Here is a 22,626-nt window from a genome sequence, read left to right as displayed (position 1 = left end):
TGCTCTGCTCAGTGAAGAAGCAGATCAACGGCTAGCGAAGTACATGGTGACTTCAAAGCCAATACGCAGGTCGGTGTAAGCAGGTTTAGTCCAAGCCATAACATGACTCCTTCAGCGGGTGGGTGAGTAGTGTCTCTTGATTAGTCCAGCTCCCGAAGGAGATGTTCAAAAGCTTAGGTGGCTATGTTACTAAATTTGACGCTTTTTGAACGCCCAATGTCGAAGAAAGCCCTTTGCAGGGTTGGTAATTATCAGCTTCTTCCTGGATAAAACGTTTCAGTTACAGGACCGGTAGCCACACATAACCAGCGGCTGTCAGGTTGTGTGGTTTGCAGTGCAGCCTTGAGTGTAGTGTTTTGATCCAGCGCCATAAGCGCAGTGTAGAGGGCTGCCAGGTAATCCGACGGGTGGCCTGCCAGCTTGCTTTGCCATAGCAATTCGCTGGCCTGTGACACGCCCAGGGCCTCACTTGAGAATTGCTGTGCCAGGGCGGCGCGGGCCTGGGTGAAAGATGTTTCATCCAGTGCCGAGACCAGATTTGGCAAATCTACGAGGAAGTTACGGATGTGCTCAAAGATTTGTGCCGTGCTCGCGTGGGGCGATTGCACACCAAACAGCAGGCCGGTTTGGCCATTGATTTGGCGCAAGCCACTGAACACCGCGTATCCCAATTGCAGTTCAACCCGCAGGCGTTGATAGAAAGGGGTTTGCGCCACTTGGGCAAGCAGACGCCAGGCAGCTTCGCCCGCCACTGTGGCCTCGGCGGCCGGGCAAAACAGCAGCAGTGCGTGTTCGCTGGAATCACAGGGTACTGTGTGCCAATGGCGCTCGACAGGATGCCCGGACTGAAGCGTCAGTTGCGCATCCGGGGTACCAGGCACCTTGTTCAGCACGGGGCCAATCAAGGCCTGTGTGGCAGATGGCAGGCCGACTGCCAGCCCGTCCCAGCGTGTTTCTGACCAATTGTGGGCCCCGTCACTTGCGCCAGCGGGCGGGCACAGTTCGGGCAGGCGCTTGAGCAGTTGGCGAATGGGCATCAACGTCGCCTCAGGGGGCGTGCCGGCTGATAGCCCGGTGCACGGGCTGGCGAGCGTACGCAGGGCGCTTTCCAGAATGGCGGGCATCGGCTCGTGGTAACCGTACATCTTCAGCAGCCAGTCATTGCCCAAAGCGTTGAGCGAAAGTTCGACACCAGCGTCACGAGCATCCTGGATCAACGGGCGCAGGCTGTTCTGCAGCGCAGGCATCGGGTTGTCGGCAGGTGTAGCGGGCAAACGCCAGCGCAGGTAAATCGCTGCTTCGCCGCTGAGGTTGGGTATTGCTGTGCTGAAACTCATGGCAGACACGTCGCGGCGACTGCGCAAACGATCCTGGGCAAAGGTGCGCAAACCACGGTGAGCGCTGGTTTGCCCGCGAATCAGGCCGGCACTCACCGGCTCCTTCGCTGCTTGCAGAAATGGATTGGGCGCTGGCAGTTGCCAGGCATGGTGCGATAACTGCATTGCCCCTGGCTGCAGCTGCCCCAGCACGACCTTGAGGGTTGTTACGCCTTGATCCGATAAGCCGGGCACATGTTGCTTGCAGTCACTTCGAGCAAGCTCCAGTGCGCCACTGATGTCTTGCTGGCGTTGTTGCAGCAGACAGAACTCTTCACGTAAAGCAGGCCAGTCCTGTTGTGCGCGGAAGAACCCCAGCCAGTCATGGAAGGTGTCGCTGATTAGCGTGGCATGTTGGGCAATGGCGTTGGTTGCAGTGAACTCAATCTGTAGCAGTGCCTGGTCTTTGAAGCAGTAGAGCGACGTGGCCTTAAGGGTGTCGATCAGTTGCTGCTGGCGTAACTGTGCGAACAGACCGCCGGCTTTGTCGGCATTGATCCAGTTGCACAGGAACTCCAGCGCCTTGTCAGACTCCGGCGGCAGCTGTTCCAGGGCAAACATCAGGCTCAGGCGCGAGCCGTCAATGTGTTGATAATGTCGCTGCTGACCGGTCATCAAGGCGGGTGCATCGGCCTGTTGCACGGCTTTGCCGGGGCGCAACACAGCGCTGCAGCGCTCGGCCAGGGTGCTCAGTTCACGGATTGCCGACGGGCCGCTCAGGCTCAAGGTCATTTGTCCGGCCTGATAAAAGGTCTGGTAGAAACCTTTCAGGGCTTGCTGAAAACCCGCGCGAGGTACTGGCAGGCTATAACGGTTACCGGCATGGAATGCGCGCAGTGGATGGGCCGGGTTCAATGGCTGGAACAGTTTGATCTCACGCTGTGCCGAAGGCTCACGGGCCCAGGCAATAAATTCGGCATGTAGCACTTCACGTTCGCGCAGTTGGTCAGGCAGAGTCATGCGCGGATGGGCGAGCATGTCGCACAAGCGTTCAAGACCCCCTTCGAAAGCACCCATTGGCAGTTCGAAAAAGAAGTCGGTATGTCGCTCGCAGGTTCTGGCATTGACCTGACCGCCGTGGCGCTGTACCCAGGCCATCAGGTTGTCTGCCGCTGGGAAGCGTGCGGTGCCCAGAAACAGCAAGTGTTCAAGGAAGTGCGCCAGGCCCGGCCAGGCCGCAGGCACATCATGGCTGCCTGCGGCGACCCTTAAAACGGCCGCGCAGCGCTTGAGGCGCGGCTCGTGGCGCACGCAGAGGGTCAGGCCGTTTTCAAGGGTCAGACGTTGGGTGTGAGGGTGGTTCAGCGCAGGCATGGGCACTTCCGGAACAGAGAAGCGCTCATGCTAGCGGATTTAGCCCTTGCTCAGCTCGCCATATAGCTCGGGCCGACGGTCTGCGAGGTAAAAGTTGCCGGTTTTTGCATCAGTCAGCTGTTGGCGTTGCAACGTTGCCACCAGCAGGGTCTCATCCTGTTCGGCCAGGGCAATCTGCTTGCCGTTGGGTGCGGCGATGCTGCTTTGGCCGCAGTAATGGATCTCGCCTTCATGGCCACAGTAGTTGGCGTAGGCTACATAGCAGTGGTTTTCGAAAGCGCGGCAACGCACGGTGACATCGGCGATGAACTCGAAGGGCACCATATTCGCGGTGGGTACCACAATCACTTCAGCTCCGGCCAAGGCCAGCCTGCGGGTGTTTTCCGGAAACTCGAGGTCGTAGCAGATCAGCAGGCCGAGCTTCCAGCCGTTGAGTTCAATGACCGGGAATGAGTCGGGGCCCTGGCTGAACATCGAGTGATCGAGTTCGCCGAACAGGTGAGTCTTGCGGTAGTTGCACAGACTTTTGCCGTGTGCGTCGATCAACTGTGCACTGTTGTAGATATGTCCGTCTGCCCCGCGCTCGGGGTAGCCGTACACAATGGCCATGCCCGTGGCTTTGGCCAGTTTGGCAATTTGCTGTGCGGCGTCGCCGTCGTGGGCTTGTGCGAGTTCGGCTACGGCTTGCGCGCCGATGTTGTAGCCGGTGAGGAACATTTCGGGCAACACCAGCAGGTCAATGTTATCGGCTTGCTGGGCTGTTTCACGCAAACGCTGCAGATTGCCCGCAACATCCAAGGGCAGAGGCGGGCATTGGTAAAGGGCAATGCGCATGGGGTTCTCCTGGTGTTGACTGTTGGTGTGGGAGCGGGCGTGCTCGCGATGGCATCCACCCGATATGCCTGATGCACCGCGTTGCCTGAATCGCGAGCAAGCCCGCTCCCACTGGAATCAATTCACCCTGCGGGGTCAATCCGGCAGCGCAATCGGGCCAATGTCGTGGAACACATCTCCCGGCCCCGGGTTGGCCGCATGGGTGCTGCCGCCAAAGTGATGCATGATGCCCCAGACCGCGTTCAATGAAGTCTGCACCGCACCCTCAACCCAGGCCGGGGTCCACGACACGTCATCGCCGGCAATAAAGATCCCGCGTTGTTCTGCGGGCATGTCCTTTTGCATGAAGTGCGCATACATCCGCTGGTTGTAGCGGTAATGCCCCGGCAGTGCACCCTTGAAGGCGCCCAGGAAATGCGGGTCTGCCTCCCATGAAATGGTGATCGGGTCGCCGATGATGCGGCTGGCGATATCCACCTTCGGATAAATCTTTTTCAGCGAGTCGAGGGCCAGCTTCACGCGCTTTTCCACTGGGTGCGGGAGCATTTTCAGCGCATCGCTCATCCACGAGTACGACAGGCATATCACCCCCGGCTTGTCGTCGCCGTTGTCGAACAGGTAGGTGCCACGGGTCAGGCGGTCGGTGAGGGTCATGCTCATCAGGTCGCGGCCGGTTTCCGGGTCTTTGTCCTTCCAGAACGGGCGGTCGACCATGACAAAGGTTTTCGATGATTGCATGTAGCGCGTACGGTCAAGGGCCATCCACAGCTTCTGTGAGAACAGCGACTCTTCGCATTCGATCTGGGTGGTCAGTAGCCAGCTTTGACATGTGACCAGCACGGCTTCGTAGGGGCGTGTGACTCCGAGAATGTCAGTGACGGAAAACATCCCATCTTGTGTGCGAGAGATCGCCTTGACCCCGGTGCGAGGTGCGCCGTTGTGCAGCGAACTCAGGCTGGTGCCTGTAGGCCAATGGGCACAGCGTTCGGGGGCGTGGCGCCAGATTCCCAGTGGCACTTGCTCGACACCGCCAACGACCAGATGCTGATGGTCGTCGCAGTTGGTCATCACCACCCGGAAGATTTCCAGCATCGAGTTGGGGAAGTCCGAATCCCATCCGCCAGTACCGAAACCCACCTGGCCAAACACTTCGCGGTGCTGGAATGACAGTTTGGCAAAGGCCTTGGAGGTCGCGACGAAGTCGTAGAACGTGCGGTCGTCCCACAGAGGAACCAGCGTGTTCCACAGCTCTTTGAGGCGAGGGACGTCGCGGTCACGGATGGCTTGCTGAATATCGCCAAAGCGCGAACCTTCCTCCAGCGCATCGGCCCAGGCGTCGGCCACTTCCTGAAACAGGGCAGGCAGATCCGCCAGTTTTTGTGCGTAGAAGGTTTGGCCTTCGAGGTCGATAACCGTACTGCCGGAAGCTGGGGTCAGCGGGTTGGGGAAGGGTTTGGTCTCCAGCCCCAGCTTGTCGACATAGTGGTAAAACGCTGTTGAAGACACCGGAAAGCGCATGCCGCCGAGCTCGGCAATCACCCCTTCACTGCCCTCAAAGGCTTGCGAGCGCAGGCGCCCACCCATTTTCGAGGCTTCATATACCACGGGTTTGAGGCCCAGCTTCATCAACTCGTAGGCCGCCACCATCCCGGCCATGCCAGCACCGACAATCGCTACCTCAGCGCCAAGTTTATGTGTGGGAATACTGCCCAGGCCAGCGGGGTGTTCGATCCAGTCATCGAAGGCAAACGGGAAGTCCGGGCCGAAGATGGTGACGGGTTTTTTACCGTCGACAGGGTGACGATTATTCTTGTTCATGGCTGACCTTGCTGGCGACCCAAGCTTTACCTTGAGTATAGAAAAAGACAGGCACCATGATAGGCAGCGCAGAACACGTAAATAAGACGCAAACTGTCGTCGTTATGACTTTTATTTAGTCAATATGACGAAGCGGCTAGTCGATATGACTTATCCGCGATCAACTTTGCTGCTGAGGATGATTGAGGTGGTGGTTTTCTCGACGCCTTCGACACTGCCGATCTGATCGAGCAACTGGTCCAGCTGCTCGGGTGAATCGCTGCGCAGCCAAGCCACGTAATCGAATTCGCCACTGACTGCGCACAGTTGCTGCACCTGGGCCATCGCACTCAAGCGTCGCACCACGTCCTTGCCGGAGCGTGGCTGCACGGTAATCCCGACATAGGCCTGCAGGCCGCCATCAATCAGGCGCTGGCCCAAGCGAACCCCGTAGCCGGTAATCACCCCGGTTTTCTCCAGCCGCGCCAGGCGTGATGTCACGGTGGTGCGGGCAATCCCCAATTGGCGTGCCAGCATTGCCACGCTTTCCCGGGCATTGAGCTGCAAGGCCGCGATCAATTGACGGTCGATTTCATCCAGTGCAGGGGGGCGGGTGTCAGGCAAGGGTGGCTCCAGGGGCTGCGTGATTGTTGGTCTTAGTCGAGTTTGCTACTCAGTGTCTGCTCACCTTGGAGGCTGACGCCGTACTGAATTTGGTAGCGTGTGCTGCGCCCACTGCCAGGCAGGCGAGTGATGCAGCCTTTCGCAAGCAGGTCACCCAGGTGGCGGGTCGCGGTAGCCTTGGAGACTTTGGTCACGGCTTGGTATTGAGCGGCGTTTATACCGTTCTCGAAGCCGCGTTCGCCACCGTCGAGCAGGCGGTTCAGCACCTTGAGCTGTTCGGCTAGCAGGGCCTGGTTGCGGTGTAGTTGCCAGAAACGGGCCTTGCTCAATACTCGTTCAATCCGGGCAAGGGCCTGCTCCAGGCTTTTAAGCAGCGTGGCTAGAAACCACTGCAACCATGGAGTGATATCCAGTGTGCCTTTCTGGCTGGACTCCAGAATTCGGTAATAACCGGTGCGGTCATCAAGAATGCTGGCTGACATGGCATAGAAGCGGATGGATTGCTGCTCACTCTGGGCCAATGCCAAATCGGTGAGCGTGCGAGTGAGGCGGCCGTTGCCGTCATCGAACGGATGCAAGGTAACGAACCAAAAGTGGGCAATGCCAGCACGTAGTAAAGGATCAAGGCTGACATCGATTCTGCTGCTCTCGAACCAAGTGAGGAAATCGCCCAGTTGTTCTTCCAGCCCGGCACGTGGTGGTGCTTCAAAATGCACGGTGGGGTGGTGGAGGGGGCCGGATACTACCTGCATGGGTTCTTCGCCGCGCAGCGTGCCAGTGTGCAGTGGGCGGGCCAACAGCTTGTCCTCGCCGGGGAACAGCCAGCAGTGCCACTTATAGAGGCGTTCAAGATCCAGCAAGCGTTGATGCGCACTTGTGGCATCGAACAACAATTGTGCCAAGCCTTCGGAGCGTGCAGTTGTGCGACCTGTTCCGGTCAGCCCCATGCGGCGAGCCAGGGATGAACGTACAGAGCCTGCATTCAGCTGTTCGCCCTCAATGGCTGATGAGGTAACGATGTTTTGCAGCATGGTGTCCAGGCTGTTGAGCGCTTCACTATCACTTCCGACAGCGCCAATCATCCCCAGCAAACGGCCCTGAGCCTGGGTACAGGCACGCAATAGCGGGTTAAGCATCTCAGCTTGCCAGCTAAAGTTTGGCCAGCCGGGCTGTTGCCAGATCCAGGGGGAATCGTTCATGGGCTTTACTCGTCTGTGAGCCGATTAACGAATATATTCGGCTCATATAGTGAGCCGATAATGCCGGCTAATCGGCTCACTGTCTAACCTGGGATGCAGGGTAAGCCGACGAAAGGACTATAGAGCTGGCCTGTGGACGTTTTGTGGACGCAAACCGGTTTTCTGGGCGTTTTGAAAAGCAAAATCCCAAACCCCGGAAACACAAAAGCCGCGCAGTGCGCGGCTTTGAGTTTGGTGGGCCCAGTAGGACTCGAACCTACGACCAAGGGATTATGAGTCCCCTGCTCTAACCAACTGAGCTATAGGCCCTCAGTAGGTCGCGGATTATAACGATGGTTTCTAAGTAGTGCTATCCGAAAGATCTGAAATTGCCAGGTGAAGGAAAGTTGCTGCAAATTTTTCGGGAAGTAACGGCGGGCTGACGATCTCGCCCTGGATCAGTTCGCAACCTGCCTGCGCCAGGAAAATCTGTTGTTCCCGGTTTTGAACACCGTCGGCAATGATGGTGAAGTGCATGCTGTGCCCCAGCGCGATGATGGCATGCACGATGGCAGCATCATGGGGGTCGTCGGGCAAGCCATGTACAAATGACGGGTCGATTTTCAACGTGTCCAACGGCAAGCGCTTCAGGTAACTGAGGGACGAGTTGCCAGTACCAAAATTGTCGATGGACAGTTTTACTCCCAGTTGTTTGAGCCGATGCAGGGCATCAAATGCCGCTTCGGTCTGGCCGGTGAGAAAAGTTTCGGTGATTTTCAGTTTCAGGCTCTCGGGTTTGAGCTTGCAGGTTTCGAGCAGTTGCTGAATGTGCGCCATCAGCCCCGGCTGGTGTAATTGGGCGCTGGCAAGGTTGACCGAGATGGGGCCAAAGGGCTTGTACAGTTGATTCCATGAGCACAGTTGCTGGCACGCACGCTCGAGCATCCAGTCACCAATTTGAATGATCATGCCGTTTTCTTCTGCCAGATGAATCAAGCGCTCATGTGAGATTCCTCCGAGTAGAGGGTGGTTCCAATGCAACAGTGCTTCGGCGCCAGCCAGCGTATGGTCGCGCAGACGGACTTTGGGCTGATACAGCAGTGAGACCTGGCCTCGCTCCAGGGCGCGGCGCAGTTCCTGGCCCAGAAGGATGCGGGCACTGGTCTGGGAGTTAAGGTCGTGGCTGTAACGTTCGACGCGATTGCGCCCTTTGAGTTTGGAGTGGTACATCGCGATATCGGCATTTTTGATCAGTGTGGCCACGTCGTCGCCATCATCCGGGTAGATGCTGATACCGACGCTGGCGCTGATAAACAGTTCGCTTTCGTCGGTCAGAAAGGGTTCGTTGAAGCTGTTCAGCAGCTTTTCGGCAATCTTCTGTGCATCTTCCGGGTGTTTGAGCCCAGGCAGCAGGACGATAAATTCATCGCCGCCAAGACGGGCAACCGTGTCGATGTCGCGCAATTGTTCGGTGAGGCGGGCTGCGATGCCCCTCAGCAACTGATCGCCCACAGGATGCCCGAGGCTGTCATTGATGTTCTTGAAGCGATCAAGGTCCAGAAACAGCACCGCGCTATGTTGATCATTGCGCCGCTGATCGGAGAGTACCTGGCGCCCCCGGCTTTCAAACAGCAAACGGTTGGGAAGGTTGGTCAGCGGGTCGTGGTGGGCCTGGTGATCAAGGCGTTCCTGGGCCAGTTTGAGGGTGGAAATATCAGAAAATACGGCTACGAAATGTGTCACCACATCATTGTTGTTGCGCACGGCGCTGATGGTCATCCAGCTGGGGTAGATTTCACCGTTTTTGCGTCTGTTGAAGATTTCGCCCTGCCAGTTGTCAGCGGTCGATAGCTGGTACCACATGGTTGCAAAGAACAGCTTGTCGTGTCGGCCAGACCCCAGCATGCGCGGCGTCTGGCCCAGGACTTCACTTTCGGAGTAACCGGTGATTTCGCCGAAGGCCCGGTTGACCGAGGTAATTTTTTGCTCGGGATCGGTAAAGATGATGCCTTCGGCCGTGCTCTCGAACACGGTGGCTGTTTGCAGAAGTTTTTCCTGCATCTGATGCCGTTCGGTAATGTCGTGGACGATGGTCAAAATGCAGTCGTCGGCGCCGATCAGCAACGGGTAGCTGGAGATTTCACAGAGGCGCACTTGCCCGTCCTTATGTCGGATATGGCAGGTGAAGTCGCGCACAAAGCCGTTTTTTTCCAGGACCGCAAGCAATTCACGGCGCTCATGGGGGTCGACCCACAATTGCAGTTCCAGGGTTGAGTGGTACAAGGCACTGGCACTGTCATAGCCGATGACCCGGCTGAAACCTTCGTTGATCTCGAGTATCAGGCCATCGCTTTGACGGCTCAGTAAAAGGCCGTCCAGCGATGCATGAAAAGCTTTGGCAAACTTTTCTTCGGAAAGAAGCAAGGCTTCTTCAGTCTGCTTGGTTTCGCTGATATTGATCAGCAAGCCGCGAACCACGGCTTGCTGATTGTGGGTCGTGATACTGGCAATGTCCCGTAGCCAGAGGATGTTGCCCTCTGCGGTGATCACACGATAGTCCAAACTGTGATCGTGGCCTGCGCTGATCTCTTTTTTACGCCAGGCCTGGATTCTGGGCAGGTCATCGGGGTGAACGACCCGTTTCCAGAACCCCGGGCTTAGCCAGTCAGAGACTGGATAGCCGAGCAAGGCTTCGGCCTGGGGGGATACATAGGTATAGGTGTCGTTGTCCAGCTGTGCTTCCCAGGCAATAGCCGAAAGGCTTTCAATCAACCCCTTGTAGTGATCCTCGCTGCTGCGCAGTTCCTGTTCGAGGGTGGTTCGCCGGGAAATCTCGGAGCTCAGGCGTCGGTTGATGCGGATGACTATGAACAAAATGATGATCAGCAGCAGTATGCCAGGCAGGACATAGAGCAGCAGGGTGCGCCACAGGGGTCGGTAATCGTTGATATCGCCTACCCAGTGCTGCTGAATGCGCTGGGTTTCACTCGGGCTTATATTGGCCAGCACCTTGTCCAGCAGTCCTAGCAGAACGGTCTGGTTTTTAGGAACGGCCATGGCCAATTGAAAGCGATACGGGGTTTCCCCGCTGACGTACAGGCCATCGAGCTTGAGCTGGCGCAAGCTCCATACGCTGGAAGCCAGATCACCCACCATGGCATCTACCTGGTCCGTGGCCAGAGCCTGCAACGCCGAGCTGACGTTGGGCAGGGCGACGATGTTGAGGTCAGGGTGTTGAGCGCGCAGCAATTCGTGGGGGGCGTAGTTTTCAATTACACCCACTCTGAGGCCGTAGAGTTCCTGGATATTTTTAGGCGCCGCGCCGCCCTTGTGGGCGAGGATGACAATGGGGAAGTCCAGATAGGGCCGGGTAAATGCCAGGCGTTTTTGCCGCTCGGGGGTCGACATGACGCCGGGTAGCCAGTCAAGTTTGCCTTCCTTGGTTTGCTCCAGGACTTCGCTCCAGCTTGACGCAGCGACTTGCTTGACGCTTACGCCCAACTGGTTGGTGATCAGGTTTACATAGTCGGCAGCGAGGCCTGTATAGGTGCCCTGTGCGTTGAGGAACTCAAAAGGCGGCCATGTGGTATCGATGCCGAGGAGCAGTTCGGGGTGCTCCTTGAGCCATTGCTGTTCTTCATCGGTGAACGTCAGGGCTTGGGCGCCAGAGGTCCAAACGAGAAGTGACAGAAGCAGGGTAGCCAGCAAGCGTGACATACGCATCCCTTCAATACACCTGGATGCATCCAGTGTAGTCGGGCTGTGGCGGAGGGGAGGGAGCAGGAGGTTTTTAGCTGTAAAGCAAAACCCCCGGCAGGGCCGGGGGTTTTGTTGTCACTCGTCGAGGAAGGAGCGCAAATGCTCGCTTCTCGTCGGGTGGCGCAGCTTGCGCAGCGCCTTGGCTTCGATCTGACGAATCCGCTCACGGGTAACGTCGAACTGTTTACCAACCTCCTCAAGGGTGTGGTCGGTATTCATGTCGATACCGAAACGCATGCGCAGTACCTTGGCTTCACGGGCTGTGAGGCCGCCGAGTACGTCGCGTGTCGCTTCTTTAAGGCTCTCAACGGTAGCAACATCGATTGGCGACTGCATGGTCGAGTCTTCGATGAAGTCACCCAGATGGGAGTCTTCGTCATCACCGATCGGGGTTTCCATGGAGATCGGCTCTTTAGCGATCTTCAATACCTTGCGGATTTTATCCTCAGGCATTTCCATGCGTTCGCCCAGCTCTTCCGGGGTCGGTTCACGGCCCATTTCCTGCAACATCTGACGGGAAATACGGTTGAGCTTGTTGATCGTCTCGATCATGTGCACCGGAATACGGATGGTGCGGGCCTGGTCGGCGATCGAGCGAGTGATCGCCTGACGGATCCACCAGGTGGCATAAGTCGAGAATTTGTAGCCGCGGCGGTATTCAAACTTGTCTACCGCTTTCATCAAGCCGATGTTGCCTTCCTGGATCAGATCGAGGAACTGCAGGCCACGGTTGGTGTACTTCTTGGCGATGGAGATCACCAGACGCAAGTTGGCTTCAACCATTTCTTTCTTCGCGCGGCGGGCCTTGGCCTCGCCGATCGACATGCGACGGTTGATGTCCTTGATCTCGGCAATCTTCAAGCCGGTTTCTGCTTCCAGAGCAGAGAGCTTTTGCTGGCAACGGATGATGTCCGGTTGCAGGCGACCAATGGCTTCAGCATATTTGCTTTTGCCTTTGGCCAGCGCATCGCTCCAGCTTTCGTCGACTTCGTTGCCCGGGAACAGACGCAGGAAATCGGTGCGCGGCATGCGTGCATCACGTACACACAGCTGCATGATTGCGCGCTCTTGTGCACGCAGACGCTCCAGGGCGCTGCGAACACGCTCAACCAGGCCTTCGAATTGCTTCGGAACCAGTTTGATCGGCATGAACAGCTCAGCCAGTGCAACCAGCTCGGCAATTGCCTGCTTGCTGCCGCGACCGTGCTTTTTCAGGGCCTTGCGAGCGATTTCCATCTGATCGGAAACAGCGCCAAAGCGCTGGGCCGCGATGATCGGATCAGGGCCGCTTTCGACCTCTTCCTCGTCTTCGCCGGAATCTTCCTTGTCGTCCTCTTCGTCATCACCTTCGGCTTTCACCTTGGTGTCGACAGGAGGAGGTACTTCGGCTGCGGGCGGCGCAATACCGTCGTCCGGGTCGATATAACCGCTCAGAACGTCGGACAGGCGGCCACCTTCGGTGGTGACGCGAGTGTACTCGGAGAGAATATGGTCAACCGTGCCAGGGAAGTGCGCGATTGCGCCCATCACTTCACGGATGCCTTCTTCGATACGCTTGGCGATTTCGATTTCGCCTTCACGTGTCAGCAGTTCTACCGTGCCCATTTCACGCATATACATGCGCACAGGGTCGGTAGTACGACCAATGTCGGTCTCTACTGCCGCCAACGCTGCAGCCGCTTCTTCAGCTGCTGCTTCGTCGGTGTCGGCATCGGCCAACATAAGGGCGTCCGCATCCGGAGCACTCTCGTGTACGGGGATCCCCATGTCATTAATCATGCGGATGATGTCTTCCACTTGCTCCGGATCTGAAATATCTTCGGGCAGGTGGTCGTTGACCTCTGCGTAAGTCAGATACTTCTGCTCACGGCCGAGGGTGATCAACTCTTTGATACGAGACTGCTGTTGCGCTTTTCCGGACATAACACCCTATCCACTGAAGGTCTTGGCGGGCAAAAAACAAGCCGAGGATTATACCTTAGCTATGACCTCACGCGCCAGTTGAGGTCGGGTTTGATGCAGGATTATTGCGACTTAAAAGGTCGCGTAACTGATTTTTTTCCTCGCTACTTAGCTCGCCTTGACGTGCTTTTCGAAGAAGTTGCTCTAGATTTCGCTCGCGTTGGCGAGCTGACAGGCTAGTTATGGTGTCGAAAAACTGTTGTTCAAGGTTATCGGCATCAATTAGCCATTCCTTTTCCAGCAGTCTTTGCAGCAAACGGCCCTGTTCAGTGCCGTGCCAGCGGGACAGTAGCTGAATAGAGCTTAGCTTAGGATTTTTCTGTACAGCCTCGACCAGAGCAATCAGTAGTTGATTATTAGTCTGGTCTTCTGCAGCAAAGTGCCCGGCGTCCTCAACTTTTTTGGCCAGTTGCGGGTGATGCAGCAGGGTGCGCAGGGCTGTCAGGGTCGGGGGTTCAACACCTACCGGGATCCAGGCCTGCTCGCGTTCGGCGCCGCGCTTGCCTTTTTTGTCCCAGGGTTTGTTTTCCCACTTTTTGCCGCCAGCGCCGGTCTTTTTCGGGGTCCATTCCTGTTGGGGGATGTACATGTCCGGTTGCTGGAAGTCGCTGTAGTCGGGCATTGCATCGTAATCAATGCCCGGGTCATAGGTTGGCTGTGCCTGGATTTTTGCGGGCGTATTTTGTGCCAGCTGGCTGACGGTTTCGCTGGTAAGGCCGGTTATTTCGCTCAGGCGCTGACGCATCAGGGTCCGCAGGTTGGCGCCCGGGACTTTGTCGATCAGCGGTGCTGCCAGCGTGGCCATATGGGCCTTGCCTTCGAGCGAGCGAGGGTCGGCTTCTTCGGTCAATTGCTGGAAGAAGTAGTCTGCCAGCGGCTGGGCATGCTGGTTGATACGGGCCTTGAAGGCATCGGTGCCTTCAGAGCGCACCAGGGTGTCCGGGTCTTCACCTTCGGGCAAAAACAGGAAGCGTGCGCGGCGCCCGTCCTGCAGGCAGGGCAGCGTGGCTTCAAGTGCGCGCCATGCCGCATTGCGGCCGGCCTGGTCGCCGTCAAAACAGAACAGCACGCTGGGCACCACGCGAAACAGGCGCTTCATGTGCTCTTCGCTGGTAGCGGTGCCCAGTGTCGCGACAGCATTGCGCAGGCCTTGCTGGGCCAGGGCAATGACGTCCATATAGCCTTCAACCACGATGATTTCGTCGAGGCTGCGATTGAACTTGCGTGCTTCGAACAGCCCGTACAGTTCCTGGCCTTTGTGAAAGACCGGGGTTTCCGGGGAGTTCAGGTATTTGGGCTTGTCGTCGCCGAGCACCCGGCCACCAAAAGCGATGATGCGGCCACGGCTGTCGCGGATCGGAAACATTACCCGGTCGCGAAAGCGGTCGTAACGCTTGCCGGTCTCGGCGTTTTCGACCAGCAGGCCAGCGTCGATCATGGCTTTTTGTTGCAGCGTGTCACTGCTCAGGTGTTTATAGAGGTTGTCCCAGCCTGGTGGCGCAAAGCCCAAGCCGAAGTCGCGAGCGATTTCGCCGGTCAGGCCTCGGCCTTTCAGGTAGTCCACCGCTGCTTTCCGTGCCGGATGGCTTTTCAAGGCCTGGCGATAAAAGTCAGCAGCTGCAGTAAGAAGCGGGTATAGCGGGGAGTCAGTCGGTTGCCGAGGTTTGTGCGCCCGGCCGCTTTCTTCCCGTGGGATTTCCATCCCGGCAGCTTTGGCCAGTTCTTCGACAGCCTGGGGGAAGTCCAGGTTGTCATGGTCCATGATGAAGCCGAGGGCGTTACCGCCAGCGCCGCAGCCAAAGCAGTAATAGAACTGCTTGTCCGGGCTGACGCTGAACGACGGGGTTTTTTCTTTGTGGAAGGGGCAGCAGGCGGTGTAGTTCTTGCCAGCTTTCTTCATTTGCACGCGCGAGCTGACGACATCGACGATATCGGTACGGTTCAGAAGGTCGTCAATAAAGCTCTGGGGGATTAACCCGGCCATGGCGTTCTCGTCATCACTGCGCAGAATTGGGTCCGAATAAAGAGCTTGGTCATCGTGCGTGCAGGCAAAAGCTCTGCTCGATCGTGGGGCGTCTGCTCAATTATCTCGGGGAAGTGTATCTGTCGAAATCCGCTCTACTCATATTAATCAGAGTCGACGGGATCGATAAATGTCACGCTCTGAGTCCGGCACTGACCAATGGCTGGTCTCGGATAGCTCATAAGCAGGCACTGGAGAGGTGCCTTGGGCTGATCGTCTTTAAGGATAATCAGAGAGGTGTGCTCGTCGGTAGCCTTGGAAGGCTCGTCAGTAAAGACGTGCACCGCTGGCTATTAGGCCAGGTCTGACGTGTTGTAACGCTTGTCGCGGTCGCATCTGCGGCCTTGACGATAAAGCATGTAACTTGCAACAACTGCCTACGGCCCGGCTTTAGGCCGGGCTTGGCAGAAGCGTGCAGCGAACGTCTGTGTATTAGTACAGACGAACGGCGCGGCGCTGCTCGCGCTGAACTTTCTTCGCGTGACGCTTAACAGCAGCTGCTGCTTTACGCTTACGCTCAGAAGTCGGCTTCTCGTAAAATTCGCGGCTGCGAACTTCAGCCAGAACACCGGCTTTTTCGCAGGAGCGCTTGAAACGACGCAGAGCTACGTCGAAGGGTTCGTTCTCTTTTACTTTGACGGCTGGCATCCAGAGCTACCTTCATTCATTACCGGGGTCAACGTCTCAAGGCAAAATCGCGTTGGAAGACGTCGGTTTTTAAGGGTTGCGGATGTTAACCTCTCATCGCCCGGAATGCAAAGCCTCTGATCGAAAACCGCTGGCCGGGGGCGGGAGTGGCGACTATTATGCGCGCCTTCGAATTTAGCCTCTACAAGGCGTAAACCCATGCTAGTACTGGGATTAGAAACCTCCTGCGACGAAACCGGCGTCGCGCTATACGACAGTGAACGCGGGCTTTTGGCCGATGCACTGTTCAGCCAGATCGACCTTCACCGCGCCTATGGCGGTGTGGTGCCGGAGCTGGCTTCCAGAGATCACGTCAAGCGAATGCTGCCGTTGATTCGTCAGGTGCTGGCCGAGGCCGACTGTGTGCCTACCGAGATCGACGCAATTGCCTATACGGCGGGCCCGGGATTGGTTGGAGCCCTGCTGGTTGGGGCTTCTTGCGCCCAGGCGCTGGCGTTTGCCTGGGGCATTCCGGCCCTTGGCGTGCATCACATGGAAGGCCATTTACTGGCCCCTATGCTGGAAGAGCAACCTCCGGAATTTCCGTTCGTCGCTTTGTTGGTCTCGGGCGGTCATACGCAGCTGGTTCGCGTTGATGGCATCGGCCAATACGAGTTGCTGGGCGAGACACTGGATGACGCCGCGGGTGAAGCGTTCGACAAGACCGCGAAGATGATGGGGCTTAACTACCCGGGTGGCCCTGAGATCGCGCGGTTGGCCGCCCAGGGCGTTGCAGGACGCTTTGTCTTCCCCAGGCCCATGACAGACCGTCCGGGCCTGCAATTCAGCTTCAGCGGCCTCAAGACGTTTGCCCTGAACACCTGGCAGCGTTGTGTGGCAGAGGGCGACGACACTGAGCAGACCCGTTGCGATATCTCCCTGGCGTTCCAGCAGGCCGTGGTTGAAACGCTGACCATCAAGTGCAAGCGTGCCTTGAAGCATGCAGGCATGAAGCGCCTGGTGATTGCAGGCGGGGTGAGTGCCAACAAGGCGCTGCGCGTTTCCCTTGAGAAAATGCTCGGTGAGATGAAGGGCAATGTGTATTACGCCCGTCCGGAATTTTGTACGGATAATGGCGCGATGATTGCGTTTGCGGGTTGTCAGCGCTTGCAGGCCGGTCAGCACGAATCATTGGCGATCAGCGTGCAGGCACGCTGGCCGATGGAGCAATTGCAGCCCCTGTGAGAGTGGGGGCTGGAGCCGGCGTGAAGATTTTTCACGGGCAAGATTCAGAAATGCCGTTCGCGCCCGGCCATCAGGTCGCGTAAATTGCCGCGATGGCGCCATACAATCAGCGCCGTCAAGGCGCTCATTGGCAGTAGCGCGGCAGGCTCTTGCCAGGCCAGCAATGGCAGGGTCAGGGGAGTGGCGATCAACGCCGCCAGTGAGCTGGTACGGGTCAGCTGGAAGGTCAGCAGCCATGCGGCGACTGCCAACAGTGCAGCAGGGGGATACAGTCCCAGCAGCATGCCGGCCGCCGTGGCGACACCCTTGCCGCCGCGAAAGCGGAAGTAGGCAGGGTACATGTGACCTACAACGGCGCAGCCGCCGATCCAGGCCTGGTCCTGGAGCGAGAGATCCAGTTGGTTGGCCAGCAGGACGGGCAAAAGCCCCTTGCACAGGTCGCCGAGCAAGGTCAGGACGGCAAGTTTTTTGCCGGCCAGACGCAACATGTTGGTTGCGCCGGCATTGCCGGAGCCACTCATTCGCGGGTCGGGGGTTCCCGTCAGGCGGCTGAGCAAAATGGCAAAGGACAGAGAGCCGAGCAGGTAGGCGAGGATCGCCAGTAACCAAAACATGCTAACTATTCCGGGCGAGGACGCCCTGATTCTAACGGCGCTTTGCGCCCTTGTCGTGCTGCGGAGAAGAGTGCTTGGACAGAGTGTTTATCGAAGGCCTGGAAGTTGACACCGTAATCGGTGCTTATGACTGGGAACGTGGCATCCGTCAGTGTCTGCGCCTTGATCTGAGTTTTGCGTGGGATAACCGTCCAGCTGCGGCTGGCGATGATCTGACGTTGGCGCTGGATTATGCGAGCGTTTCGTCGCGAATTCAGGCGTTCGCCGAGCAGGCTCAATTCCAGCTGGTGGAGACCTTTGCAGAGCGACTGGCCGAAGTGTTGATGAGTGAGTTCACTATCCCCTGGCTGCACCTCAAGCTGACCAAGCCCGGCGCAGTTGCGGCGGCCACTGGGGTGGGCGTGGAGATTGAGCGCGGATGTCGCTAACTCAGGTTTATCTCGGGCTGGGCAGTAATGTCGAGCGTGAAAAGCACTTGCTGGCAGGGCTGGAAGCGCTGAGCGGATTCTTGCAGGAGATGCGCTGTTCGGCGGTGTTTGAAAGCCAGCCGGTGGGTATCAAGAGCGGGCCGTTTTTCAACCTCGTGGTGTCGGCAAAAACCGATTTGCCACTGGTTGAGTTAAGTCGTCGTTTGAAGCTGATCGAAGCTGATAACGGGCGTTACGCTCAAGATCGCAAAGGTTTGCCGCTGGATATCGACGTGTTGTTCTTTGGCGATCTGGTGGGCAACTTTGACGGTTTGACCTTGCCCCGTGCCGAAATCCTCAAGAACGCTTTTGTGTTGTGGCCGCTGTCTTTGATTGCCCCAGACAAAGTTCATCCCGGTGTGGGCAAGACGCTTGCGCAGATTTGGGCCGAGGCGCAGATCGAGCAGGTGCTTGCGCCTGCAGCCTTCGAGTGGCGGGGGGAGTCCTTGACGCCGCTGGAGATGCTGGCGGGCTGAGAGTCGATTGAATGGGCTGCAGGTTGCTGCTTTTTTGTGGGAGCGGCCTTGCTCGCGATGGCGTCTATGCGGTCTGAGTGAAAGACCGTGGTGCCCTAATCACGAGCAAGCCCGCTCCCACAAGGTTTGCACTACGCCGCATCCTTGTAAGCTTGTAGTGCCTTGAGCCGTTCGCGCTTGAGTGCTTCGCCCAGTTCGGGGCCCTTGTAACCCTGCTCCAGTAACGGCTGCACCGCTACCGAAAGGGCGGCCCGCGCCGCGCCGCGCAGGTAGTCGGCCTGCGGGTAGGGTCGGTCTTCCAGGCCCAGACGGCCTTTGGCGTCCATCTCGCACGCTACGATAAACTCCTCGAATCGTTGTGGCCGACGGTATACGTCGAAGCGCTGCAGCAATTCCAGTAGCGTCGAAGCCTTGAGCTCAAGGGCGCGATGGCCGTGGGTGTGGTATTCGCCTACCAGCAATGCCAGCTCCTGACAGTCTCTCGGCACCTTATAGCGTTCATTGACCGCCTTGATCAGGCGCAGTCCCTTGTGTTCGTGGGCAATATGCCTTGGCCAGTCTTTCTCTGGCGTAAGCCCCTTGCCCAGATCGTGCAGTAAACAAGCCCAGCGAACCGTCAGCGGTTGCTTGTGCAGCGCCGATTGCTCCAGCACGCTGAGGGTATGTACACCACTGTCGATTTCCGGGTGATGGGCGGGGGGCTGCGGGACGCCGAACAGGGCGTTCACTTCGGGTAGCAGTACTTCAAGAGCGTCGCAGCTGCGCAGCACTTCGATAAAAACCTGAGGCTGATCTTCCATCAGGGCGCGGGAAATTTCCTTCCAGCAGCGTTCCGGGGTCAAGGCTTGCAATTCGCCGGACCGGGACAGTTGGCGCATCAGCTCCAGAGTCTCGGGAGCGATGCTGAAGCCCAGGCTGGCGTAGCGCGCAGCGAATCGGGCTACGCGCAGTACTCTTAGGGGATCTTCGGCGAATGCGGGGGAAACGTGGCGCAAAATGCGGGCTTCAAGGTCGCGCTGGCCATGGTAAGGGTCGGTTACGTTGCCAGCCTCGTCCTCTGCCATCGCATTGATGGTCAGGTCGCGACGGATCAGGTCTTCTTCGAGGGTGACGTCGGGGCTGGCGTGAAAAACAAAGCCCCCATAACCATGCCCGCTTTTGCGTTCGGTGCGGGCCAGTGCATATTCGTCACCCGTCTTGGGGTGAAGAAATACCGGGAAGTCAGAGCCAACAGGGCGATAGCCCAAGGCCTGCATTTGTTCGGCCGTTGCGCCCACCACCACCCAGTCAATATCGGTGACAGGCTTGCCCAGCAGGCGATCGCGCACTGCGCCGCCAACTTTATAGATCTTCATAAAAAACCTCCGTTAGCGCGACAGGATAGCGCGTGTGCCGTGCTAACGGAGGCCTGCTTTACAGGTGAATGGCTCCCATATCCAGGCGACCGCGGTCAATCTCACCGTGGTCGCCTTTTGGCGGGACATGGTGGACCTTCATGACCTGGTCGCCTTGCAGTGTTTCCAGATGGATGTCGAAGCCCCACAAGCGGTGCAAGTGCTTGAGAACTTCTTCGGTGGAGTCGCCCAGGGGTTTGCGGTCATGTTGCTGGTGACGCAGGGTCAGTGAACGGTCGCCCCGGCGGTCGATGCTCCAGATCTGGATATTGGGTTCGCGATTGCCCAGGTTGTATTGCGCGGCCAGGGTTTCGCGAATGATGCGGTAGCCATTTTCGTCGTGGATGGCTGGCACCAGCAGGTCGTCTTTTTGATCGTCGTCCATGATGCTGAACAGCTTCAGGTCGCGGATCACTTTGGGTGAGAGGTATTGCAGGATAAAACTCTCGTCCTTGAAGCTGCTCATGGCGAATTTGATGCTCGACAGCCAGTCGCTGCCCGCAAGGTCCGGGAACCAGTAACGATCCTCCTCGGTCGGGTGTTCGCATATGCGCCGGATATCGCAATACATCGCAAACCCAAGCGCGTAGGGGTTGATACCGCTGTAGTAAGGGCTGTCAAAGCCGGGCTGGAACACCACGCTGGTGTGGGAAATGAGGAACTCCATCATAAAGCCCTCGGTCACCAGGCCTTCGTCGTACAGGTCGTTCATCAAGGTGTAATGCCAGAAAGTCGCCCACCCCTCGTTCATCACTTGTGTTTGCCGCTGCGGATAAAAGTACTGGGCTATTTTGCGCACGATACGTACAACTTCGCGCTGCCAGGGTTCCAGAAGCGGGGCGTGTTTTTCCAGGAAGTAGAGGATGTTTTCCTGAGGCTCTTCGGGGAAACGGGCGTTGTCCTTCTCGCTGAGCTTGTCTGCGCTTTTGGGGATGGTGCGCCACAGGTCGTTGATCTGTTTTTGCAGGTGCTCTTCGCGTTCCTTTTGTCGACGGCGCTCCTCCTCGGCAGAGATCGGGTCAGGCCTTTTGTAGCGGTCCACACCGTAGTTCATCAAGGCATGGCAGGAATCGAGCAGGTCTTCCACCGCATCGATGCCGTGGCGTTCCTCACATTGCATGATGTATTGCTTGGCGAATACCAGGTAATCGATGATCGAACTGGCGTCAGTCCAGGTGCGGAACAGGTAGTTGCCCTTGAAGAAGCTGTTGTGGCCATAGCAGGCGTGGGCTACTACCAGTGCCTGCATGCAGATGGTGTTTTCTTCCATCAGATAGGCAATGCAGGGGTCTGAGTTGATAACGATTTCGTAGGCCAGACCCATCTGGCCCCGAGTGTAGGATTTTTCAGTACTAAGGAAGTGTTTGCCATAGGACCAGTGGTGATAACCCAGCGGCATGCCCACTGATGCGTAGGCATCCATCATTTGTTCGGCGGTGATGACTTCGATCTGGTTAGGGTAAGTGTCCAGCGCATAGCGGCCAGCCAGGCGGCCGATTTCGCGGTCATACGCCTGGATCAGGTCAAAGGTCCACTCTGAGCCGGTGGAGATGGGTTGGCGCTTATTCTCTTTGGCGGTCATGTCAATAACCTGCGCTGGAAGAGTTCACGGAAGACCGGATAAATATCGCCGGCCGAGACCAGTTGCTGTTGAGCGAAGGTGTCGGAAAACGCCTCGCTGATGCGTTCGTACTCATACCAGAGCGCCTGGTGTTCGCGCGGGGTGATCTCTACATAAGTGTAGTACTGCACAAATGGCATGATCTGGTTGATCAGAATGTCGCGGCAGATGGGTGAGTCGTCGTTCCAGTTGTCTCCGTCAGAGGCTTGGGCTGCGTAGATGTTCCATTCGTTGGTGGGGTAGCGTTCGGCCATGATCTCCTGCATCAGTTTGAGTGCGCTGGAGACGATAGTGCCGCCGGTTTCCCGGGAATAGAAAAACTCCTCTTCGTCCACCTCTCGTGCGCTGGTGTGATGGCGAATAAACACTACGTCAATCTTGTCGTAGTTACGCTTCAGGAACAGGTACAGAAGGATGAAAAAGCGTTTGGCAATGTCTTTGGTGGCTTGGGTCATGGAGCCTGAAACGTCCATGAGGCAGAACATGACGGCTTTGGAGCTGGGGTTGGGCTGTTTGATCAACAGGTTGTACTTGAGGTCAAAGGTGTCGAGAAATGGCACGCGATGAATGCGGGCGCTGAGTTTCTCGATTTCGGCCTCGATGGTCTTGATATCGCCGAAGTTATCGGGCTCCTCGCGTTTTAATCGCTCCAGTTCGGCCTTGGCTTCCCGCAGTTTCGCCCGGCTGCTGCCGGACAGCGCGATGCGTCGAGCGTGAGCTGAGCGCAAGGTACGAATGATGTTGATACGAGACGGGTTGCCCTCGTTGCTGATACCGGCACGTACGGTTTTGAACGTGTCGGTGCCGGTCAGGTTGCGTTTGACCAGATTGGGCAGTTCGAGGTCTTCGAACATGAATTCGAGGAACTCTTCCTGAGTGATCTGGAACACGAATTCGTCCATGCCTTCGCCGGAGTTCCCCGCTTTGCCAGGGCCGCCGCCACCTCCCGATCCACCTTGGGGCCGGGGGATATGTTCGCCGCTGGTAAACTCCTTGTTGCCGGGGTGAACCACGGTTTGCTTGCCACCACGCCCGTGATGCATCACCGGTTCATCGATATCGCGGCCAGGGATGCTGATTTGCTCGCCATGTTCCATATCCGTAATGGAGCGGCGGCCCACGGCCTCTTCTACGGCCTTTTTAATGTGGTCACGGTAGCGACGCAGAAAACGCTGACGGTTAACCGTGCTCTTGTTCTTGCCATTGAGGCGTCGGTCGATCACATAGCTCATTAGGCCCTCCGGGCAGCTTCAAGTTGTGAGCTGCAAGCTGCAAGTCCAGGCATTTACCCATGCCTTTTCCTGCAGCTTGAGGC

17 protein-coding genes and 1 tRNA gene are annotated in these 22,626 nt (G+C 57.5%); 3 read left to right on the top strand and 15 right to left on the bottom strand.

The features are described 5' to 3' along the window. Positions 1-24: 24 nt before the first annotated feature. The 11 genes from pqqA to rpsU all read right to left on the bottom strand — a co-directional run bounded on the left by pqqA (position 25) and on the right by rpsU (position 15,515). Positions 25-99, bottom strand: coding sequence for a pyrroloquinoline quinone precursor peptide PqqA (gene pqqA / locus GHN92_RS11105; protein ID WP_003444522.1), 75 nt, complete (start codon positions 97-99; stop codon positions 25-27). Positions 100-251: 152 nt separating this feature from the next. After that, positions 252-2,690, bottom strand: a complete 2,439-nt coding sequence (gene pqqF / locus GHN92_RS11100; RefSeq protein ID WP_153380153.1) for a pyrroloquinoline quinone biosynthesis protein PqqF — start codon at positions 2,688-2,690, stop codon at positions 252-254. 39 nt (positions 2,691-2,729) lie between these two features. Continuing rightward, positions 2,730-3,524: a carbon-nitrogen hydrolase family protein gene (locus tag GHN92_RS11095; RefSeq protein ID WP_095025312.1), complete on the bottom strand. Its 795-nt coding sequence runs from the start codon at positions 3,522-3,524 to the stop codon at positions 2,730-2,732. A 135-nt stretch (positions 3,525-3,659) separates the two neighbouring features. Next, positions 3,660-5,342 carry an NAD(P)/FAD-dependent oxidoreductase gene (locus GHN92_RS11090; RefSeq protein WP_153380151.1) on the bottom strand — a complete coding sequence of 561 codons (1,683 nt, stop codon included), beginning with the start codon at positions 5,340-5,342 and terminating at the stop codon, positions 3,660-3,662. A 150-nt stretch (positions 5,343-5,492) separates the two neighbouring features. Then, entirely contained in the window at positions 5,493-5,945 is a 453-nt protein-coding gene (locus tag GHN92_RS11085) for an Lrp/AsnC family transcriptional regulator (protein WP_016782458.1), read from the bottom strand. 32 nt (positions 5,946-5,977) lie between these two features. Then, positions 5,978-7,144 (bottom strand): Fic family protein, encoded by a 1,167-nt coding sequence (locus GHN92_RS11080; RefSeq protein ID WP_153380149.1) that lies wholly within the window; start codon positions 7,142-7,144, stop codon positions 5,978-5,980. Between the two features lie 232 nt (positions 7,145-7,376). Beyond that, positions 7,377-7,453 (bottom strand) — tRNA-Ile (locus GHN92_RS11075). Between the two features lie 30 nt (positions 7,454-7,483). Then, a complete protein-coding gene (locus tag GHN92_RS11070; RefSeq protein ID WP_153380181.1) occupies positions 7,484-10,840 on the bottom strand; it encodes a bifunctional diguanylate cyclase/phosphodiesterase in 3,357 nt (1,118 codons plus the stop codon). Positions 10,841-10,957: 117 nt separating this feature from the next. Then, positions 10,958-12,805: an RNA polymerase sigma factor RpoD gene (rpoD, locus tag GHN92_RS11065; RefSeq protein WP_094999924.1), complete on the bottom strand. Its 1,848-nt coding sequence runs from the start codon at positions 12,803-12,805 to the stop codon at positions 10,958-10,960. Positions 12,806-12,872: 67 nt separating this feature from the next. Beyond that, entirely contained in the window at positions 12,873-14,828 is a 1,956-nt protein-coding gene (gene dnaG, locus GHN92_RS11060) for a DNA primase (protein WP_094999925.1), read from the bottom strand. A gap of 471 nt (positions 14,829-15,299) precedes the next feature. Beyond that, the gene (rpsU, locus tag GHN92_RS11055) at positions 15,300-15,515 is read right to left on the bottom strand and encodes a 30S ribosomal protein S21 (RefSeq protein ID WP_002551877.1); all 216 of its coding nucleotides are present in this window, start codon (positions 15,513-15,515) and stop codon (positions 15,300-15,302) included. A gap of 198 nt (positions 15,516-15,713) precedes the next feature. Between rpsU and tsaD the strand changes: the two genes are divergently transcribed. Continuing rightward, positions 15,714-16,739 carry a tRNA (adenosine(37)-N6)-threonylcarbamoyltransferase complex transferase subunit TsaD gene (gene tsaD / locus GHN92_RS11050; RefSeq protein ID WP_094999926.1) on the top strand — a complete coding sequence of 342 codons (1,026 nt, stop codon included), beginning with the start codon at positions 15,714-15,716 and terminating at the stop codon, positions 16,737-16,739. 44 nt (positions 16,740-16,783) lie between these two features. Here tsaD and plsY read toward each other — a convergent pair whose 3' ends face one another. Continuing rightward, on the bottom strand, positions 16,784-17,353 hold the full coding sequence (gene plsY / locus GHN92_RS11045; protein WP_094999927.1) for a glycerol-3-phosphate 1-O-acyltransferase PlsY: 570 nt from the start codon (positions 17,351-17,353) through the stop codon (positions 16,784-16,786). A gap of 74 nt (positions 17,354-17,427) precedes the next feature. On the opposite strand from plsY, the gene folB reads away from it, so the two are divergent. Together folB and folK are read left to right on the top strand one after the other, a co-directional pair. Then, the gene (gene folB / locus GHN92_RS11040) at positions 17,428-17,781 is read left to right on the top strand and encodes a dihydroneopterin aldolase (RefSeq protein ID WP_094999928.1); all 354 of its coding nucleotides are present in this window, start codon (positions 17,428-17,430) and stop codon (positions 17,779-17,781) included. Then, complete coding sequence (folK, locus tag GHN92_RS11035) at positions 17,772-18,296, top strand: 2-amino-4-hydroxy-6-hydroxymethyldihydropteridine diphosphokinase (protein WP_095020439.1); 525 nt, start codon at positions 17,772-17,774, stop codon at positions 18,294-18,296. The genes folB and folK overlap by 10 nt, the downstream gene beginning before the upstream one ends. A gap of 131 nt (positions 18,297-18,427) precedes the next feature. Here folK and GHN92_RS11030 read toward each other — a convergent pair whose 3' ends face one another. Genes GHN92_RS11030 through GHN92_RS11020 form a run of 3 tightly spaced genes read right to left on the bottom strand, consistent with a single transcriptional unit; the run spans position 18,428 to position 22,543 of the window. Continuing rightward, entirely contained in the window at positions 18,428-19,651 is a 1,224-nt protein-coding gene (locus GHN92_RS11030) for a multifunctional CCA addition/repair protein (RefSeq protein WP_094999930.1), read from the bottom strand. A gap of 58 nt (positions 19,652-19,709) precedes the next feature. Next, positions 19,710-21,272, bottom strand: a complete 1,563-nt coding sequence (locus GHN92_RS11025) for a SpoVR family protein (protein ID WP_094999931.1) — start codon at positions 21,270-21,272, stop codon at positions 19,710-19,712. Then, positions 21,269-22,543, bottom strand: coding sequence for a YeaH/YhbH family protein (locus tag GHN92_RS11020; protein ID WP_153380147.1), 1,275 nt, complete (start codon positions 22,541-22,543; stop codon positions 21,269-21,271). The genes GHN92_RS11025 and GHN92_RS11020 overlap by 4 nt, the downstream gene beginning before the upstream one ends. Positions 22,544-22,626 lie beyond the last annotated feature (83 nt).

The sequence above is a fragment of the Pseudomonas sp. FSL R10-2964 genome, assembly GCF_009600035.1.
Taxonomy (GTDB): domain Bacteria; phylum Pseudomonadota; class Gammaproteobacteria; order Pseudomonadales; family Pseudomonadaceae; genus Aquipseudomonas; species Aquipseudomonas bubulae.
Note: the sequence above shows the minus strand (reverse complement) of the source record. Positions and strands in the feature narration are given on the sequence as shown.

What these genes read in the sequence shown, in the direction of transcription:
- GHN92_RS11020 (WP_153380147.1), bottom strand. Translation starts at nt 22,543, where the DNA reads ATGAGCTATGTGATCGACCGACGCCTCAATGGCAAGAACAAGAGCACG.
- rpoD (WP_094999924.1), bottom strand. Translation starts at nt 12,805, where the DNA reads ATGTCCGGAAAAGCGCAACAGCAGTCTCGTATCAAAGAGTTGATCACC.
- GHN92_RS11030 (WP_094999930.1), bottom strand. Translation starts at nt 19,651, where the DNA reads ATGAAGATCTATAAAGTTGGCGGCGCAGTGCGCGATCGCCTGCTGGGC.
- rpsU (WP_002551877.1), bottom strand. Translation starts at nt 15,515, where the DNA reads ATGCCAGCCGTCAAAGTAAAAGAGAACGAACCCTTCGACGTAGCTCTG.
- GHN92_RS11070 (WP_153380181.1), bottom strand. Translation starts at nt 10,840, where the DNA reads ATGTCACGCTTGCTGGCTACCCTGCTTCTGTCACTTCTCGTTTGGACC.
- GHN92_RS11025 (WP_094999931.1), bottom strand. Translation starts at nt 21,272, where the DNA reads ATGACCGCCAAAGAGAATAAGCGCCAACCCATCTCCACCGGCTCAGAG.
- dnaG (WP_094999925.1), bottom strand. Translation starts at nt 14,828, where the DNA reads ATGGCCGGGTTAATCCCCCAGAGCTTTATTGACGACCTTCTGAACCGT.
- GHN92_RS11095 (WP_095025312.1), bottom strand. Translation starts at nt 3,524, where the DNA reads ATGCGCATTGCCCTTTACCAATGCCCGCCTCTGCCCTTGGATGTTGCG.
- folK (WP_095020439.1), top strand. Translation starts at nt 17,772, where the DNA reads ATGTCGCTAACTCAGGTTTATCTCGGGCTGGGCAGTAATGTCGAGCGT.
- GHN92_RS11090 (WP_153380151.1), bottom strand. Translation starts at nt 5,342, where the DNA reads ATGAACAAGAATAATCGTCACCCTGTCGACGGTAAAAAACCCGTCACC.
- plsY (WP_094999927.1), bottom strand. Translation starts at nt 17,353, where the DNA reads ATGTTTTGGTTACTGGCGATCCTCGCCTACCTGCTCGGCTCTCTGTCC.
- pqqF (WP_153380153.1), bottom strand. Translation starts at nt 2,690, where the DNA reads ATGCCTGCGCTGAACCACCCTCACACCCAACGTCTGACCCTTGAAAAC.
- tsaD (WP_094999926.1), top strand. Translation starts at nt 15,714, where the DNA reads ATGCTAGTACTGGGATTAGAAACCTCCTGCGACGAAACCGGCGTCGCG.
- GHN92_RS11080 (WP_153380149.1), bottom strand. Translation starts at nt 7,144, where the DNA reads ATGAACGATTCCCCCTGGATCTGGCAACAGCCCGGCTGGCCAAACTTT.